General features: G+C 73.2%; 14 protein-coding genes. 4 read left to right on the top strand and 10 right to left on the bottom strand.

What is annotated here, in order from left to right:
* From mreC to K4S16_RS25880, 6 genes are all read right to left on the bottom strand, one after another.
* Positions 1 to 990 carry a rod shape-determining protein MreC gene (gene mreC / locus K4S16_RS25905; protein WP_149261607.1) on the bottom strand — a complete coding sequence of 330 codons (990 nt, stop codon included), beginning with the start codon at positions 988 to 990 and terminating at the stop codon, positions 1 to 3.
* A gap of 142 nt (positions 991 to 1132) precedes the next feature.
* Positions 1133 to 2167, bottom strand: coding sequence for a rod shape-determining protein (locus K4S16_RS25900; RefSeq protein ID WP_067794123.1), 1035 nt, complete (start codon positions 2165 to 2167; stop codon positions 1133 to 1135).
* A 968-nt stretch (positions 2168 to 3135) separates the two neighbouring features.
* Positions 3136 to 3546: a nucleoside-diphosphate kinase gene (ndk, locus tag K4S16_RS25895; protein WP_149261606.1), complete on the bottom strand. Its 411-nt coding sequence runs from the start codon at positions 3544 to 3546 to the stop codon at positions 3136 to 3138.
* A 45-nt stretch (positions 3547 to 3591) separates the two neighbouring features.
* Positions 3592 to 5100 (bottom strand): hypothetical protein, encoded by a 1509-nt coding sequence (locus K4S16_RS25890; RefSeq protein ID WP_149261605.1) that lies wholly within the window; start codon positions 5098 to 5100, stop codon positions 3592 to 3594.
* 124 nt (positions 5101 to 5224) lie between these two features.
* On the bottom strand, positions 5225 to 5569 hold the full coding sequence (locus K4S16_RS25885; RefSeq protein WP_149261604.1) for a DUF4233 domain-containing protein: 345 nt from the start codon (positions 5567 to 5569) through the stop codon (positions 5225 to 5227).
* A 5-nt stretch (positions 5570 to 5574) separates the two neighbouring features.
* Positions 5575 to 6945 (bottom strand): folylpolyglutamate synthase/dihydrofolate synthase family protein, encoded by a 1371-nt coding sequence (locus K4S16_RS25880; protein WP_149261681.1) that lies wholly within the window; start codon positions 6943 to 6945, stop codon positions 5575 to 5577.
* Positions 6946 to 7067: 122 nt separating this feature from the next.
* Between K4S16_RS25880 and K4S16_RS25875 the strand changes: the two genes are divergently transcribed.
* Positions 7068 to 8270 carry a hypothetical protein gene (locus K4S16_RS25875; RefSeq protein ID WP_149261603.1) on the top strand — a complete coding sequence of 401 codons (1203 nt, stop codon included), beginning with the start codon at positions 7068 to 7070 and terminating at the stop codon, positions 8268 to 8270.
* Here K4S16_RS25875 and K4S16_RS25870 read toward each other — a convergent pair.
* Together K4S16_RS25870 and K4S16_RS25865 are read right to left on the bottom strand one after the other, a co-directional pair.
* Positions 8242 to 9189 (bottom strand): hypothetical protein, encoded by a 948-nt coding sequence (locus K4S16_RS25870; protein ID WP_149261602.1) that lies wholly within the window; start codon positions 9187 to 9189, stop codon positions 8242 to 8244. The genes K4S16_RS25875 and K4S16_RS25870 overlap by 29 nt on opposite strands.
* Positions 9190 to 9344: 155 nt before the next feature.
* The gene (locus tag K4S16_RS25865) at positions 9345 to 11966 is read right to left on the bottom strand and encodes a valine--tRNA ligase (RefSeq protein ID WP_149261601.1); all 2622 of its coding nucleotides are present in this window, start codon (positions 11964 to 11966) and stop codon (positions 9345 to 9347) included.
* Positions 11967 to 12140: 174 nt separating this feature from the next.
* On the opposite strand from K4S16_RS25865, the gene K4S16_RS25860 reads away from it, so the two are divergent.
* Both K4S16_RS25860 and K4S16_RS25855 read left to right on the top strand, forming a co-directional pair.
* On the top strand, positions 12141 to 12941 hold the full coding sequence (locus K4S16_RS25860) for a sensor histidine kinase (protein WP_149261600.1): 801 nt from the start codon (positions 12141 to 12143) through the stop codon (positions 12939 to 12941).
* Complete coding sequence (locus K4S16_RS25855) at positions 12938 to 13591, top strand: response regulator transcription factor (RefSeq protein WP_149261599.1); 654 nt, start codon at positions 12938 to 12940, stop codon at positions 13589 to 13591. Before K4S16_RS25860 ends, K4S16_RS25855 begins: the two co-directional genes overlap by 4 nt.
* A gap of 30 nt (positions 13592 to 13621) precedes the next feature.
* Here K4S16_RS25855 and K4S16_RS25850 read toward each other — a convergent pair whose 3' ends face one another.
* Positions 13622 to 14806: a GDSL-type esterase/lipase family protein gene (locus K4S16_RS25850; RefSeq protein ID WP_149261598.1), complete on the bottom strand. Its 1185-nt coding sequence runs from the start codon at positions 14804 to 14806 to the stop codon at positions 13622 to 13624.
* Positions 14807 to 14913: 107 nt separating this feature from the next.
* Between K4S16_RS25850 and K4S16_RS25845 the strand changes: the two genes are divergently transcribed.
* Complete coding sequence (locus tag K4S16_RS25845; protein WP_149261597.1) at positions 14914 to 15498, top strand: TetR/AcrR family transcriptional regulator; 585 nt, start codon at positions 14914 to 14916, stop codon at positions 15496 to 15498.
* 89 nt (positions 15499 to 15587) lie between these two features.
* Here K4S16_RS25845 and clpX read toward each other — a convergent pair whose 3' ends face one another.
* On the bottom strand, positions 15588 to 16862 hold the full coding sequence (gene clpX, locus K4S16_RS25840; RefSeq protein WP_149261596.1) for an ATP-dependent Clp protease ATP-binding subunit ClpX: 1275 nt from the start codon (positions 16860 to 16862) through the stop codon (positions 15588 to 15590).
* Position 16863 lies beyond the last annotated feature (1 nt).

Below are 16863 nucleotides of genomic sequence, written 5' to 3'. Positions count from 1 at the left end.
TCAGTCCCCCCGGGTCGGATTCGTGGACGGGCTCTTCGAGTGGCGCGGCTTGGTCTTTGGGCTCTTGCTCGCCGAGGGGGTCGCGGTCGGGGTGGGGGACGGCGGCGGCGGGGGCTTGGGCGGCAGGACGGCGTCCCGCGGGTCGGTCTTCGGCGGGGCGACCACGACGGCGACGACGTCGAGGCTGGTGAACCGTACGAACGGGCGGACGTAGGCGGTGCGGGTCAGCCCGCTGGTGGACTTCTCGATCCGCTCGACGACGCCGATCGGGACGCCGGGGACGTACGGCTTCTGACCCTGCGATCCGAGCGTGACGATCCGCTGGCCGACCCGGATCGGCGCGGCGGCGTCCAGCAGCTGGAACCGCAGCGGCGTGGCGCCGCCCCGGCCGAGGCCGCGGCGGCCGCGGCCCTGGGTGATCCCGATCTCCTTGGAGTCCTCCAGGCGGGAGCCGATGGAGGAGGTCTGGTCGGTGGCGAGGAGCACCGTGGAGGTCGCGGGCCCGACGCGGGTGATGCGGCCGACGAGGCCCTCGGCGCTCATCACGGTCATGTCGGGCTTGATGCCGCTGCGGCTGCCGACGTCGATGGTGACGGTGTCCTCGAAGCCCTGCCCGGCGGAGATCACCTGCGCGGCGTGGATCCGGTAGCCGCCCATCCCGGCGGTGCCGAGGAGCCTGCGGAGCTGCTCGGAGCGGTCCTGGTCGAGGCGGCTGGAGCGCAGCTGCTCGCGGAGCCGCTGGTTCTGCCGCGCCAGCCGGTCGGCGCGGCGCCGCTCGCCCGGCGCGTCGGTGATCGCGTCGAAGGTGTTGCCCACCGGCCGCACGACGGACGCCGACGCCCGCTCCACCGGGCCGAACACCGTCGCGCCGAGGCCGCGCAGGCCGTGCAGCGGCGAGTCCTGCCCACCGCGGTAGTCGATGGTGATCATCGCGAGCGCCACGACCAGCAGCGCGCCGAGGACCACGCGGGTGCGACGGGTGTCCTTCACGCACCGACCTCCCGTTCCCTGGTCCGCCGGGAGCCCGGTGCCTCGCGAGGCAGGACGCCCCCGCGTCCCCCTCGGCGGACCATGTCCGAATCAGCCCGCCGGAGGGACGACCCCTCACGCCCCCTGGCGGGCCACGTCCGAATCAGTGCCGCGGCTCCGGCACGAGGACCTGCCGGAGCGACTCGAAGTCCTCGACGCACTTGCCCGTGCCGAGCACCACCGAGTCGAGCGGGTTGTCCACCAGGTGGATGGGCATCCCGGTCTCCTCACGGAGCCGCTCGTCGAGGTTCTTCAGCAGCGCGCCGCCGCCGGTGAGCGCGATCCCGCGGTCCATGATGTCGCCGGACAGTTCGGGCGGGCACTTGTCGAGGGTCGTCTTCACCGCGTCCACCACGGCGTTGACCGGCTCCTCGATCGCCCGCCTGACCTCCTCGGCGGAGATCACGACGGTCTTCGGCAGCCCGCTGACGAGGTCGCGGCCCCGGATCTCGGCGTGCGGCTCCTCGTCGCCGCCGGGATAGGCCGACCCGATCGCCATCTTGATCTCCTCCGCGGTGCGTTCCCCGAGCATCAGGGAGTACTCCTTCTTGGAGAAAGAGATCACGGCCTGGTCGAGCTCGTCGCCGCCGACGCGCACCGACTGGCTGGTGACGATCCCGCCGAGCGAGATGATCGCCACCTCGGTGGTGCCGCCGCCGATGTCGACGACCATGTTGCCGGTGGGCTCGTAGACGGGCAGCCCGGCGCCGATCGCGGCGGCCATGGGCTCCTCGATGATGTAGACGCGGCGGGCTCCGGCCTGGTAGCCGGCCTCCTTCACCGCGCGCTGCTCCACCCCGGTGATCCCGCTCGGCACGGCCACGACGATCCGCGGCTTGGCGAAGTGCCGGCGCTTGTGCACCTTCTGGATGAAGTAGCGCAGCATCCGTTCGGTGACGTCGAAGTCGGCGATGACGCCGTCCTTCAGCGGACGGACCGCGACGATGTTGCCCGGTGTGCGGCCGATCATCCGCTTCGCCTCGATGCCCACCGCGACGATCTTCCCGGTATTGGTATTGATCGCGACCACGGAGGGTTCGTTCAGGACGATGCCACGCCCGCGCACGTACACCAGGGTGTTGGCGGTACCAAGATCGACCGCCATGTCACGGCCAAGAAACGACAGCTTGTTACCCATGAAGAAAGGGAGCCCTTCATGATTGACGGGCGTGTATAGCGGCGCGTCCATCGTAACGTGCGCGCACCTCCGCGGGCAGTCACCCCCGCGCCGCGCGTCGCGAAAAAAACGCGTCCTGACCAGCCCGGTTTTCCATAAAGAGAACCCGGCGGACTGATCTCCGGCAGCCCCGCGGCACGGTCGACCGGAGTGCGCACGGCACCCGCGGACACCCGACGCCATCGGGTAAACGAGGATCTTAGGGGTCGCCGCCGCCCGAACACAGCCCCCGCGCCCGACACGAACGAATCGGCGCCACGCCCCCGCCCGCACCCCCGCGAAAAAGCCCAACCCTCGAACGAGGATCTACCGCCTCATGATGAGCACCCCGACCCGCCAGAGCCCCCCGTTACCGCCCCCCGAACCGCCCCTGGAATTTAAAGCCTGTGTTTTCCCAGGGGGGCGACCCCCTGGAACCCCCGTTGCGACGCAGGCGAGCATGCGCGTTGCGCTCGCCGCGCTCGCTCCACGCGCCTGCCCGCACTGCTGTCTTCCCAGGGGGGCGACCCCCTGGAACCCCCGTCACGACGCAGGCGATCCTCACGCCGCCGTTGCGGTCTCTTGTGCCTGTGACGGCTTGTGCGGCGTCGCTGCGGTCGCCTGCGTCGGCGGGCACGCGCGTTGCGCTCGCCGCGCTCGCTCCACGCGCCTACCCGCGCCCCGGCTGAGCACCCAGTCCAAGAGGGTGTGAACCGTGCACGTCCAACGCTCTTGGATGAGCCACCATCATCACGCTCTTGGAGTTGACCTGAGCGGGATCGCGGGTCGGGCGGCTGGAAGGCGCTCTAGCGCCTGGAGGTCGCCCGACCCGCCGAGCCGGGCGACCGCAGCGCCACGACGAAAACCCGCACGGGCACGAGAACCTCAGCCGTGGCGTGAGGATCGCCCGGCTCGCAACGGGGGGTTCCAGGGGGGTCGCTCCCCCTGGGTCAGCCGAGCTCGGGGAAGAAGAGCTTGATCTCGCGCTCGGCGGAGTAGGTGGAGTCGGAGCCGTGGACGATGTTCTCGCCGATCTCCAGGGCGAAGTCGCCGCGGATGGTGCCGGGGGTGGCGCTGACCGGGTCGGTGGCGCCGGCGAGGGCGCGGAACGCCTCGATGGCGCGCGGGCCCTCCACGACCATGGCGACGAGCGGGCCGCCGGTGATGAACTCGACCAGCTCGCCGAAGAACGGCTTGCCGGCGTGCTCCTCGTAGTGCGCCTCGGCGGTCTCGCGGGCGAGGGTCCGCAGTTCCAGCGCGACGAGCGTCAGGCCCTTGCGCTCGATCCGGGAGACGACCTCGCCGACGACGCCGCGGCGAACGCCGTCGGGCTTGACCAGGACAAGAGTGCGCTCGGACACGGGTTTTTCTCCTCGAGGATTTCGGATTCGTTGAGCGCGCGAATACTACCCGGCTCTCGGGTCCGCGGCGGCATTCCCGGGGTGCCGCGCGGCGCGGGCGCACGGCCGCCCGGCGCGTCCGGCGCACAGGCGGGCGGTGGCGCCGGCGAGCAGCACGGCGGCCGCCAGGGCGATGACCAGCCAGACGCGGTAGCCCTCCAGCAGCGCGTGCATCTGCTGGGCCTCCGTGACGGGGCGCGTCCGCTGCAACCGCGCCGCCTGCGCCGACAGGGCGAGCAGCTGCCCGGCCAGCACCGCGGGGAAGCACAGCGACAGCCCGAACAGCGCGGCGCCCGCCTTCGCGTCCCGCAGCGAGGCGGCGAGGGCGAGCCCCGCGCCGGCGCCGAGGGGGACGAGGGGGGCGAGCAGGGCCCAGCGGCCTGGGGTGCCGCCCGCGAGGCCGAGCGGCACGGCGACGATCATGAGGAGGTAGCCGGCGCGGACGGCCCCGCGCGCCCCGGTGCGGGTGGCCGCGAGCGCCCCGGCGAGCGCTGCGGCGGCCGCGACGGCGAACGGGAGCAGCGGCGGGCCGCCGGTCCCCGTGCCGGCCCGGGCGGCGGCCAGCCCGGCCAGCGGGCCGGCGACCGGGTGGCAGAGCAGCCCGGTGGCGATCATGACGACCGCGCAGCCGAACGGGCTGCCCGCCGCCGAGTCCCGGCCGCCGGTGAGGGCGAGTCCGGCCAGGGCGGGCAGCGCGAGGCCGGCGAGAAGGAGGCGCGCGCCGGGCGACCAGTTGTGCGCGGCGGCGACGGCGAGGAACGCGAAGCCGCCTGCGGGGACGAGCACGAGGAGCAGTTGGCCGCGCTCGGTGCGCCGGAACGCGAGCGGCCGTCGGGGGCGTGCGCACAGGAGCGGGTGGGCGAGCGCCGCCGCGGTGGCGGCCACGGCGAGCAGCGGGTAGGGGGCGAGCGCGACGCGCCAGTCGGGGACGGCGGTGCCGTCGGCGGGCGGCGGGACGGCCTTCAGCGCCAGCGGCATCGCGAGGATCAGCGTGCCCGCGAGGGCGCCGGCCCAGGCGGCGGTCAGGGCGCGGTTCCGCCGTTCCCACACCAGGACGAGGCTCGCGGGCAGGACGATGCCCGCGCCGGCGCCCTGGAGTGCCCTGACCGCCCCGACGAGGGGCACCGAGTCGGCGAGGCGGACGGCGCCGGTGCCGGCGAGCAGCACCGCGAGCCCGGCCATGAGCACGAACCACGCGGGGAACCGGCGGGCGGCGACGGCGGCGAGCGGCACGGTGACCAGCAGCGCGGGCAGCGACAGCCCGGTGGCGCGCAGCAGCCCGGGGATCTCGGCGTCGCCGAGTGCGAGGGCGCTCGCGGCGGCCGGGACCACGTCGCCGGACGCGTCGGGCACGACCAGGACGGCGGCGGGCAGGGCGGTGAACGTGAGCAGCAGCGCGCCGAGCATGGCGAGGCGCCGCCGGGCGGCGCCCTCGGGGAAGCGCGGCTGGGGCCCGGTGGCGGGCCGCCTCCTTGCGAGGCCGCCGGGCGGGTGTTCGCGTGCGTGGGAGGACACGGCGTGCTCCTTAGGACGTCGTCATCCGCCGCACGCACATTCCCAGAAAGGAAAAATGTCCAAATTAAGGCAATAATTGGGATTGGCGAGAATTGGCGGACGCAATGGTGCCGTCCCCGCGAACCTAGCGCGGCTGAGCGTTCCCCACCTTGCGTCCCAGCCAAATGGCCGTGCCCCAAAGCGCCCCGAACACGACACCGAGGAAGAACATGGCCGGCACCATGAACCCGGTCGCGATGATCAGCACCTGCAGGACCGTGCCCGCGGCGACCGCCCACGGGAACCGCAGCAGGCCCGCCAGCAGCACGCAGGCGAAGGCCAGCCCGCCGCACACGCCGCCGGCGGTCGCGCCGTCCACGTCCAGCACCGTCACCGCCACCGGGATCGCGAGCGCGATCACGATGGCCTCGCACGCCAGCACGGTGGCGAACAGCCTCCGTGCCGGGTTCGCGGCGGTCCGTGTGCTCATGCCCGTCACCGGCCTTCCTCGACGCGCAGCAGGGTGCGGGCGTCGCCCGCGGTGACCACCGAGCCGGTGATCAGCACGCCGGCGCCCCGGTACTCGCCGGTCTCCTCGGCGAGCCCGATCGCCCGGTCGATGGCGTCGTCCAGGCGCTCGGCGACATGGACGCGCTCCGGCCCGAAGATCCCCTCGGCGATCTCGGCCAGCTCCTCGGGCGGCATCGAGCGCGGCGAGGAGTTGCGGGTCACCACCAGCTCGGCCAGCACGGGTTCGAGCTGGTCGAGGACCCCGGCGACGTCCTTGTCGGCGGCGATGGCGAGGACCCCGGCGAGCCGGGTGAAGCCGAACGACTCGGTGACCGTGGCGACGGTCGCGGCCATCCCCGCCGGGTTGTGCGCCGAGTCCAGCAGGACGGTCGGGCCCGTCCGGGCGACCTCCAGCCGGCCCGGCGAGGCCGACTTGGCGAAGCCGCTGCGGACCAGCGCCGGGTCGAGCTGCCCCTCCTCGCCGCCGAGGAAGGACTCGCCGGGCGCGATCCGGGTCGCGGCCTCCAGGTTGGGCTCGCCCCGGGTCGGGGCGCCGCTGGCGAACGCCTCCACGGCGGCCAGGGCCGTCGCGGCGTTGCTCGCCTGGTGCTCGCCGAACAGGGGCAGGAAGATCTCGTCGTAGACGCCGTGCAGGCCGCGGATCGCGATCTGCTGGCCGCCGAACGCGACGTCCCGGCTCAGCACGCCGTACTCGACGCCCTCACGCGCCGCCGTCGCGCCGGTCTCCACGACCCGGTGCAGCAGCACCTCGGCGGCCTCGACCGGCTGCTGCGCCAGCACCGCGACCGCGCCCGGCTTGATGATGCCCGCCTTCTCCCCCGCGATCTGCTCCAGCGTGTCGCCGAGGTAGCGGGTGTGGTCCAGGCCGATCGGCGTGATCACCGCGACGGCGCCGTCGGCGACGTTCGTGGCGTCCCAGGCGCCGCCCATGCCGGTCTCGACCACCGCCACGTCGACCGGCGCGTCCGCGAACGCCGCGAAGGCCATCGCGGTGAGCACCTCGAAGAACGACAGCCGCGTCTCGTGCTTGCCGTCGATCAGCTGGAGGTAGGGCAGCACGTCGTTGAACGTCTCGACGAAGCCCTCCTCGCTGATCGGCTCCCCGTCGATCGCGATGCGCTCGCGCAGCGTCGTCAGCTCGGGGCTGGTGTAGAGCCCGGTGCGCAGGCCGCGCTCGCGCAGCAGCGCCTCGATGAGCCGCGCGGTGCTGGACTTGCCGTTCGTCCCGGCGATGTGGATCACCGGGTACGCGCGCTGCGGCCCGCCCAGGACGTCGACCAGGTCGGCGATCCGGTCGAGGGTCGGGTCGATGTCCCACTCGACCCCCCGCCCCATGATCGCGGCGACGGTGGCCCTGTAATCGGACGGCTCGGATACCTGACTCACGGTCACAGAGCCTACTCGGCGGTGGGCGCGCCCCCGCCCGGGCCCACACTGGAGGCGGCCACACTGGAGGCATGGAGGTGTTCTTCCGCGAGTGGGAGCGGCGCGCTCCGGGCGAGACCCGCGACATCGGGCGGGCCCGTGCCCTCGCCAGGGCGCTGGGCCTCCTCGCGCCGGGCGTTCCCGTCCTGACCGTCGTCGGCTCCAAGGGCAAGGGGACGGCCGCGACGTACGCGTCGGCCTTCCTCGGGGCCGCCGGGCTCCGTGTGTGCACCGTCACGAGTCCGGGGCTGCGCAGCCATCGGGACCGCATCAGGATGGACGGTCGCGCCGTCTCCCCCGAGGAACTCGCCTTCCTTGCGGACGCCCTCGACGAGGCCGTCACGGCCCTTCCGCCCCCGTCCGGGGGCTACCTGTCGCCGTCGGGGCTCTTCACGATCGCGGGCGTCCTGCATGCGCGCCGCGCCGGGGCGGACGCGCTCGTCCTGGAGGCGGGCATGGGCGGGCGGTCGGACGAGGTCGCCCTGTTCCCGCCGGACGTCGCCGCGATCACGCCGGTCTTCCGGGAGCACGCCGGCGTCCTCGGCGACACCGAGGCGGAGATCGCCGAGGAGAAGCTCGGCGTCGCCGGGCCGCACACGCGCGTCCTGTCGGCTCCCCAGTCGGCCGAGGTCGCGCGGGTGCTCGCCGCCGCGGAGTTCGTGGAGCCCGGCACCAGCGGAATCCCCCCGGACCTCCTCCCCGCCGGTCTCGGGCGCGCGGCGGCCGAACTCGGCGTGGCCGCCGCCCGCCGCCTCCCCGGAGTGGCCGAGCCCCCCGCGGGCGCGGTGCGGGACGTGCTGTCCACGATCGTCCTGCCAGGCCGCCTGTCCTGGCACGACGTGCCCGGATCGGCCACGCGGGTGCTCGTCGACTCCGCGATCGACCGGACCGGGATCGCCGCCGCCCTCGCCGCCGCGCGAAAGGCGTGGGGGACGATCGACCACGCCGTCGTCTGCCTCCCCGACCACAAGGACCTGGACGGCGCCATCGCCGAGCTGGGCGCACTGCCCGTCACGTTCGTGCGGCTGCCGCTGCCGCACCTCCGCTTCACCCACGCATTGCCGCCCCACTGGGACGTCGTCGAGTCGACCGCCGTCACGCCCGAGGCGCTGGCGACCCTGGGCCACCGCGTGGTCGCCCTCGGCACGGTCTACTTCACCGGGCTCGTCCTGGACGCGGTGGACGCCGACACCGACTGCCTCTACGTCACTTCGGCTTCTCGACGTCCTTCCTGATGCGGTGCATCAGATCGGCCATCAGCGGGAACTGCGGGTTCACCGTGGGCCTGTTGGACGCGACGACGCCGAAGGAGTCGCGGGTCGCCCACGCGCAGTAGGTGTGGGTCTCGGCGAGGACGGCGAACGTGCCGCAGACCGCCTTGCCGCCCTTGCGGCCCGGGTCGGCGTCCTGCCCGGCGATGAACGTGGTGGGCTGCGTCTTCTGCAGGAAGTCGGCGGGGTCGCCGATGCGGCCCGTCCCGCCCGCGAACAGGAGGCTGACCCTGCGCACCGGCTCCTCGGTGTAGACGGCCAGGCCGCTCTTCGCGACCGGCACGCCGCCCGCCTCCAGCGCGCCCGCGACGAACGGGTACGCGGCGCTCGCCTGCGGCGCGGTGAGCGGGTCCTTGCGCAGTCCCCCGGCCGTCGGGCCCGCGTTGATCACCTTGTCGGACGCCGCGGGGCCCGCCGCCGTCTCGGCCGCCTTGCGGGCGCCGCCGGTCCGCCAGGCCAGCACGCCCGCGACGAGCACCATCCCGGCGACCGCGGCGGCGCCCGCCACCAGCAGCAGCTTCGGCATGCGGCGGGAACCGGCGGGTGCGCCGGTCACCGGCGGCAGCGGTCCAGTGCCGTTCCGGACCACCGGATGCGCCCCCGAGCCGTCCCGCAGGACGCCGTGCGGGCCCGTGCCTCCCACGACCGGATGCGAGCCCGAGCCGTTCACCGAGCCGGGCATGGGGTGCGGGCCGGTGCCGTTCCTCGGCAGGGGCTGGGGACCGGTGCCGTTCACCAGCGCGTGCGGGCCGGTCCCGTCGCCCATGTCGACCGACCACCAGGGGCGCATGCCGCCGAAAGGCGCGGGGGCGGCCTCCTGCCCGGAAGCGTCCCCGCCGGCCTGCGCCGCGTCCAGGTCGTCGCCGGACGGGGAGTCCGGCATGCCGGACCGAGGTGGTGATTCGGCCATTGCACTCCCGATGCTTCCAATGCCGCAAAGGCCTACAGGCCCTACCGGATCGTAACGGCGGCGGGGCCGCCGCGCCGAAAGATCGTCGTGTTGGCCCCGCTGTCAGGATGCGCCCGCCGGCGCCGCGCTCAGCCCGCCGGGAGCGCGGCCAGCTGAGCCTCCAGCCTGCCGATGTCGGCCTCCGCCTGGGCGAGCCGGTCGCGGTTCTTCGCGACGACCGCCTCGGGCGCCTTGGCCATGAACGCCTCGTTGCCGAGCTTGCGCCGCGCCTGGTCGACCTCCTTGCGGGCGGCGGCCAGGTCCTTCTCCAGCCGCTTGCGCTCGGCGGCGACGTCGATCACGCCGGCGGTGTCGAGGTGCACCTTCACGTCCTCGACCGGCAGGGACGCCGTCGAGGAGAAGCCGTCCTCGGGGTCGGTGAGGCGCAGCAGCGAGCGGATGCCGTCCTCGTGGCGGTGCAGGGCCGAGCCGTTCCAGTCGATCCGCGCGGCGACCCGCTGGCCGGGCTTGAGACCCTGGTCGGCGCGGAACCGCCGGACCTCGGTCACCATCCGCTGGAGCGAGGCGACGAGCTCCTCCGCGGCGCCGTCGCGCCGCCCCGGGTCGGCCGCCGGCCACGGCGCGGTGACGACCGTCTCCCCGCCGGTGAGGGACGTCCACAGCTCCTCGGTCACGAACGGGACGACCGGGTGCAGCAGCCGCAGCAGGTTGTCGAGGACCTCGCCGAGCACCCGCCGGGTCGCCTCGGCGCGCTCGTCGGCGAGCTGCACCTTGGCCAGCTCCACGTACCAGTCGCAGACCTCGTCCCACGCGAAGTGGTAGAGCGCCTCGCACGCCTTGGCGAAGTCGAACCCCTCCAGGTGCGCGTCGACCTCCTCGATCACCGCGTGCAGCCGGGACAGGATCCAGGCGTCGACCGTGGAGATCTCGGAAGGCATGTCGCCGCGGACGTGCGCGCCGTTGATGAGCGCGAACCGGGTCGCGTTCCACAGCTTGTTGCAGAAGTTGCGCGACCCCTGCGCCCACTCCTCGGCCACCGGGACGTCGCCGCCCGGGTTCGCGCCGCGCAGCAGTGTGAAGCGGGTCGCGTCGGCGCCGTAGGCGTCGATCCAGTCGAGCGGGTCGATGACGTTCCCGAACGACTTGGACATCTTCTTGCCGAACTGGTCGCGGACCATCCCGTGCAGCGCGATGGTGTCGAACGGCTGGACGCCGTCCATCGCGTACAGCCCGAACATCATCATGCGGGCGACCCAGAAGAACAGGATGTCGTATCCCGTGACCAGGACGGACGTGGGGTAGAACCGCTTCAGGTCGGGGGTCTCGTCCGGCCAGCCGAGCGTGGAGAACGGCCACAGCGCGGACGAGAACCACGTGTCGAGGACGTCGGAGTCCTGCGTCCAGCCGGCGGGCGGCTCCTCGTCAGGGCCCGGGCAGACGACCTCGCCGTCCGGCCCGTACCAGACCGGGATCCGGTGCCCCCACCACAGCTGCCGGCTGATGCACCAGTCGTGCATGTTGTCGACCCACTCGAAGTAGCGGGACGCCATCTCCGGCGGGTGGATCTTCACGCGGCCGTCGCGGACGGCGTCGCCCGCGGCCCGCGCCAGCGACTCGACCTTCACGAACCACTGGAGCGACACGCGCGGCTCGACGACCGTGGCGCAGCGCTGGCAGTGCCCGACCGAGTGCTTGTAGGGGCGGACCTCCTTGACGATCCGGCCCTGCTCGCGCAGCGCGGCCACGACCGCCGGGCGGGCCTCGAACCGGTCGAGGCCCTCGAAGGGGCCGGGCGCGGTGACGACGCCCCGCTCGTCCATGACCGACAGGGACGGCAGCGAGTGCCGGCGCCCGATCTCGAAGTCGTTCGGGTCGTGCGCGGGCGTCACCTTGACGGCGCCGGTGCCGAACGCGGGGTCGACGTGCTCGTCGGCGACGACCGGGATGCGGCGGCCGGTCAGCGGGAGCTCGATCTCCCGCCCGACCATGTGCGCGTACCGGGCGTCCTCCGGGTGGACGGCCACGGCGGTGTCGCCGAGCATCGTCTCCGCCCGGGTGGTCGCGACGACGATCTCGTCCTCGCCCGACCCGTACCGGAGCGAGACCAGCTCGCCGTCGACCTCCTCGTGCTCGACCTCGATGTCCGACAGGGCCGTCAGGCAGCGCGGGCACCAGTTGATGATGCGCTCGGCGCGGTAGATGAGCCCGTCGTCGAACAGCCGCTTGAAGATCGTCCGGACGGCGCGGGCGCGGTCGTCGTCCATCGTGAACGCCTCGCGCGTCCAGTCGACGCTGTCGCCGAGGCGGCGCATCTGGCCGAGGATGCGGCCCCCGGACTCCGCCTTCCACCGCCAGATGCGCTCGACGAAGTCGGCGCGGCCGAGGTCGTGCCGCGACAGCCCCTCCTTGGCGAGCCCGCGCTCCACCACGATCTGCGTGGCGATGCCCGCGTGGTCCATGCCCGGCACCCACGCCACCTCGTGGCCCTGCATCCGGCGGCGCCGGACGAGGGTGTCCTGGATGGAGTGGTCGAGGGCGTGGCCCATGTGCAGCGAACCGGTCACGTTCGGCGGCGGGATCACGATGGAGAAGGCGGGCCGCTCCGGCGCGCGCTCGGGATCGGCGGTGAACAGCCCCGCCGATACCCACCGCTCGTAGAGCCGGCCCTCTACCTCGGCCGGTCGGTACTGGGTGGGAAGGTCGACGTCCGCGGCGGCGCCCTGGCCGCGCTCATTGCTGGGCTGTGTCACGGCTGACGATTCTACGGGGACGCCGGGGGTGGGACGGCCGCGACGGCGCGCCGAACCGGGGCGGAGAGCGGTTTCCCGTCGCGTTCGGGACACTGGTCACCTGACATCGGGTCGCCCCGCCGGAAAGGGTGGGCGGCGTAGTCCCGCAACGGCAGGCGGAGGGAGAGGGAAGGGATGCGAGCGGTACTGGCACGCGCCGCCGTGCTGGCCGGCGCGTTCACAGCGGGGGCCGTGGCGGCGCGCGCCGCGACACTCCCTCACCTCCGCCGCCTCACCACCGACCTCCAGCGCTCCCGGGAGCGCATCCTCGCCAGCCGGGAGGAGGAGCGCCGGCAGCTGCGCAACGACCTGCACGACGGGCTCGGCCCGACGCTCGCGAGCCTCGCGATGTCCCTGGACGCGGCGCGCATCACGCTCGCCGGCGAGCCGGAGCGGATGGACCCGCTGCTCGCCGAGGTCCGGGACCGGCTGGCGACGGCCGTCGGGGAGATCCGGGACCTGGCGCACGGGCTGCGGCCCCCCGCGCTGGACGACCTCGGCCTCGTCGCCGCCATCGAGTCGTTCGCCGAGGGCTGCTGCGAGCGGGTGGACGTCCGGTTCGACGGCGAGCCCGCGGGCCTGCCGGCGGCGGTGGAGGTCGCGGCGTACCGGATCGCGCAGGAGGCGCTGACGAACGTCCGGCTGCACGCCTCGGAGAGCGTCGCGACGGTCAGGCTGACCCGCGACACCGACCTGCACCTGATGGTCGCCGACACCGGGCCCGGCCTGGCCGACACCGCCCGCAACGGCGGCCAGCCGCGCCCGCGCCGCGGCCTGGCCGCGATGAAGGAGTGGGCCGCCGAGGTCGGCGGCAGCTGCGCGATCACGTCCCGGAACGGCGGCGGCACCGTCGTCGCCGTCCGGCTCCCGCTCGCCGCCGCGGAGACCGCCGCCGGGTACCATCGTCCATCCATCGAAAGAGACGGGCGACGATGACCGAGACCATCCGGGTGCTCATCACCGACGACCATCCGGTGTTCCGGCAGGGGCTGAAGGGCCTGCTGCAGGCGCTCGGGGTGGAGGTCGTCGGCGAGGCCGAGAACGGGCCCGACGCGGTGCGGCTGGCGGCGGAACTCCAGCCGGACGTCGTCGTCATGGACCTGCACATGCCCGGCGGCAACGGCATCGAGGCGACCCGCACCATCACCCGCACCAGCCCGCGCATCGGCGTGCTGGTGCTGACGATGTTCCGCGACGACGACTCGGTCTTCGCGGCGATGCGCGCCGGCGCCCGCGGCTACCTGCTGAAGGAGTCGGGCGCGGAGGAGATCGCCCGCGCGGTGAAGGCGGTCGCGGCGGGCGAGGCCATCTACGGCCCGGAGATCGCGCGCCGCGTGCTCACCTACTTCACCGACATGCCCGACCCGAGGCAGGCCGCGTTCCCGCAGCTCACCGAGCGGGAGCGGGAGGTCCTCGAACTGGTCGCGCAGGGCCGCAGCAACACCGAGATCGCCGGGACGCTCTTCCTCAGCCAGAAGACCGTCCGCAACCACGTCTCGAACATCTTCATGAAGCTGCACGTCGCCGACCGCGCCCAGGCCATCGTGCTGGCCCGCGAGGCCGGCCTCGGCGAGTCGCGCGGCTGACCCGCCCCGGCCCGACGGCGCTCCCCCGCTTCAGCGATGCCCGGCTCCGGCTGAGCGGCGCGCGAAGGCGCCGTTCTCGTCCTCGAAGACCAGGGCGGCGAAGCGTTCGCCGATGCGCCGGTGGGTCTCGGGCGCGGGGTGCACCTCGTCCGGCAGGGGCGTCTCGGCGTAGTCGGCCTCGCCGTAGAGGGCGCGTCCGTCAAGGTAGTGCAGGTGGGGGTCGCTCTCGGCGCGCCGCGCGGCGATGCCGGCCAGCGCGTCCCTGATGACGCTGAGCGTCAGGCGTCCGGTCGCGACCTCCGCCGGGTCGCCCATGGCCCGGAACCGCAGGCGCGAGGCCCCGAAATCGGGGGCGAGGGGCCCCGGCGTGTCCTCCTGGATGGGGCACAGGATCGGCGAGACGAGCAGCAGCGGCGTGTCGGGATGCCCCTCGCGGACGGTGTCGAGGAAGCCGTGCACGGCGGGCACGAACGCGCGCAGGCGCATCGCGTCGGCGTTCGCCACGTTGATGCCGATCTTGATGCTGACCAGGTCGGCGGGAGTGTCGCGGATCGCCCGCGCGGTGAACGGGTCGAGCAGCGCGTTGCCGCCGAACCCCAGGTTGACCAGGTCCGCCCCGCCGCGGGCGGCGGCCACCGCGGGCCAGGTGGAGGTGGGGCTCGCGGCGGTGGAGCCGTGGCTGATCGAGCTGCCGTGGTGCAGCCACACCGGGCGGCCCCTGTCCGGGACGGGCTCGACGGGCGCGTCGGTGCGCAGCGCGATCAGCTCGGTGGTCTCGACCTGCGGCAGCCAGATCTCCACGTCCTTGGCCTCGGCGGACAGCCCCGCGAACCGGAGGGTGCCCGGCTCGCCCGGCGTGGTGACCGCCTTCTGGGTCGCCATGTCGATGACGGCCAGGTTCCCTCCGGGCACGGTGCCTTGGCTCGCCGGGCGGCCGTCGACCACGAGGTCGTAGATGCCGTCCGGTTGCGGCGGAGTGCCCTGGTAGGCCCGCTTGGTGGGCAGGACGTCCACCTCCACGGCGGTGGCCCGGGTACGGAAGGCCAGCCGCACCCCCGACGGCTGCTCCTCCGTCCTCGCCAGGTACTCGTCCGGGAACTGCGCGCGGGCGGCGAGGGGCAGCCGGTGCGGCAGCACTCCGCGGCCGGTGCGCTCCAGTTCGAGCGCGCCGCGCAGGATGCGCGCGTCGATGGGCGTCGTGGTCCACTCGGTCATGTCGGCCTCCCTGCCGGCGGGTGGCCCGCGCGGCGGCGGGCGTTGCGGTGGCGAGGCTACCTAATATATTTAGGCAAATACAAAATCATTTAAGGCATGGAGGTCCCATGGCGCGCGCGGGCATCACCGCCGAACGCCTCGCCCGGACGGCGGCGGAGCTGGCCGACGAGATCGGCTTCGACCGGCTGACCGTCTCGGCGGTGGCGCGCAGGCTCGGTGTCAAGGACCCGAGCCTGTACGCGCACATCGAGAACGCCCGGGAGCTGAAGGTGCGGGTCGCGCTGCTGGCGCTGGAGGAGCTGGCCGACAGGGTCGCGGGCGCGGTGGCGGGACGCGCGGGCAAGGACGCCCTCGTCGCGTGCGCCGGCGCCTACCGGGCCTACGCCGCGGAGCACCCCGGGCGGTACGCCGCGGCCCGGTTCGAACTCGACCCCGAGACCGCGGCGGCGAGCGCCGGGCCTCGGCACGCGGAGATGACGAGGGCGATCCTGCGCGGATACGACCTTCCGGAACCCGACCAGACCGACGCCGTGCGCTTCCTCGGCAGCGTGTTCCACGGCTATGTGAGCCTGGAACTGGCGGGCGCCTTCGGCCACACCCGCCGCGACGCCGACGCGTCCTGGTCGTGGGCGCTGGACACGGTCGACTTCGCCCTCAGGAACCACCCGTCCCGCGGCCGATCGCTCCGTTGACCCGGCGGGCCCTGTGAGGAAAGCGAAGAGCAGCGGGGCCCGGTGGGCGCCCGCTGCTCTTCTGTGGTCTCAGACCGTTCCGTGCGGCGTCAGGCCGACTTCTCCCGCGGCTCGCGCTTGGGGCGGTCGCGCGGGACGAGGGTCGGGTTGACGTGCTCCAGCACCGCCTCGCGGGTGATGACGACGCGGGCGACGTCCTGGCGGCTCGGCACCTCGTACATCACCGACAGGAGCACCTCCTCCATGATCGCGCGGAGGCCGCGGGCACCCGTGCCGCGCAGGATCGCCTGGTCGGCGATGGCCTCCAGGGCGTCGTCGGTGAACTCCAGGTCGACCCCGTCGAGCTCGAAGAGGCGGTGGTACTGGCGGACCAGCGCGTTCTTCGGCTCGGTGAGGATGTTGATCAGGGCCTCGCGGTCCAGGTTGTGCACGGAGGTGATCACCGGGAGCCGGCCGATGAACTCGGGGATCATCCCGAACTTCAGCAGGTCCTCCGGCATCACGTCGCCGAGCACGGCCGACGACTCCTCGAAGTCGGACTTGGAGCGGATCTGCGCGCCGAAGCCCATGCCCTGCTTGCCGACCCGGGACTCGACGATCTTCTCCAGGCCGGCGAACGCGCCGCCGCAGATGAACAGCACGTTGGTGGTGTCGATCTGGATGAACTCCTGGTGCGGGTGCTTGCGGCCGCCCTGCGGCGGGACGCTCGCGGTGGTGCCCTCCAGGATCTTCAGCAGGGCCTGCTGGACGCCCTCCCCCGACACGTCGCGGGTGATCGACGGGTTCTCGCTCTTGCGGGCGATCTTGTCGACCTCGTCGATGTAGATGATCCCGGTCTCGGCCTTCTTGACGTCGTAGTCGGCCGCCTGGATCAGCTTGAGGAGGATGTTCTCCACGTCCTCCCCGACGTAGCCCGCCTCCGTCAGCGCCGTGGCGTCCGCGATCGCGAACGGGACGTTGAGCAGCTTGGCGAGCGTCTGCGCGAGCAGCGTCTTGCCGGATCCGGTGGGACCGAGGAGCAGGATGTTGGACTTGCCCAGCTCGACCAGGTCGTCACGGCCGGTGTCACCCGACTGGATCCGCTTGTAGTGGTTGTAGACGGCGACGGAGAGCGCCTTCTTCGCCGTCTCCTGCCCGATGACGTAGGAGTCGAGGAACTCGTAGATCTCCCGCGGCTTGGGCAGGTTGTCCCACTTGAGGTCGGAGGTCTCGGAGAGCTCCTCCTCGATGATCTCGTTGCAGAGATCGATGCACTCGTCGCAGATGTACACGCCCGGACCCGCGATGAGCTTCTTGACCTGCTTCTGGCTCTTCCCGCAGAACGAGCACTTGAGCAGGTCACCGCCGTCGCCGATGCGTGCCACC

Origin of the sequence: Actinomadura sp. K4S16 (assembly GCF_008327685.1) — a bacterium.
GTDB lineage: Bacteria > Actinomycetota > Actinomycetes > Streptosporangiales > Streptosporangiaceae > Spirillospora.
Note: the sequence above shows the minus strand (reverse complement) of the source record. Positions and strands in the feature narration are given on the sequence as shown.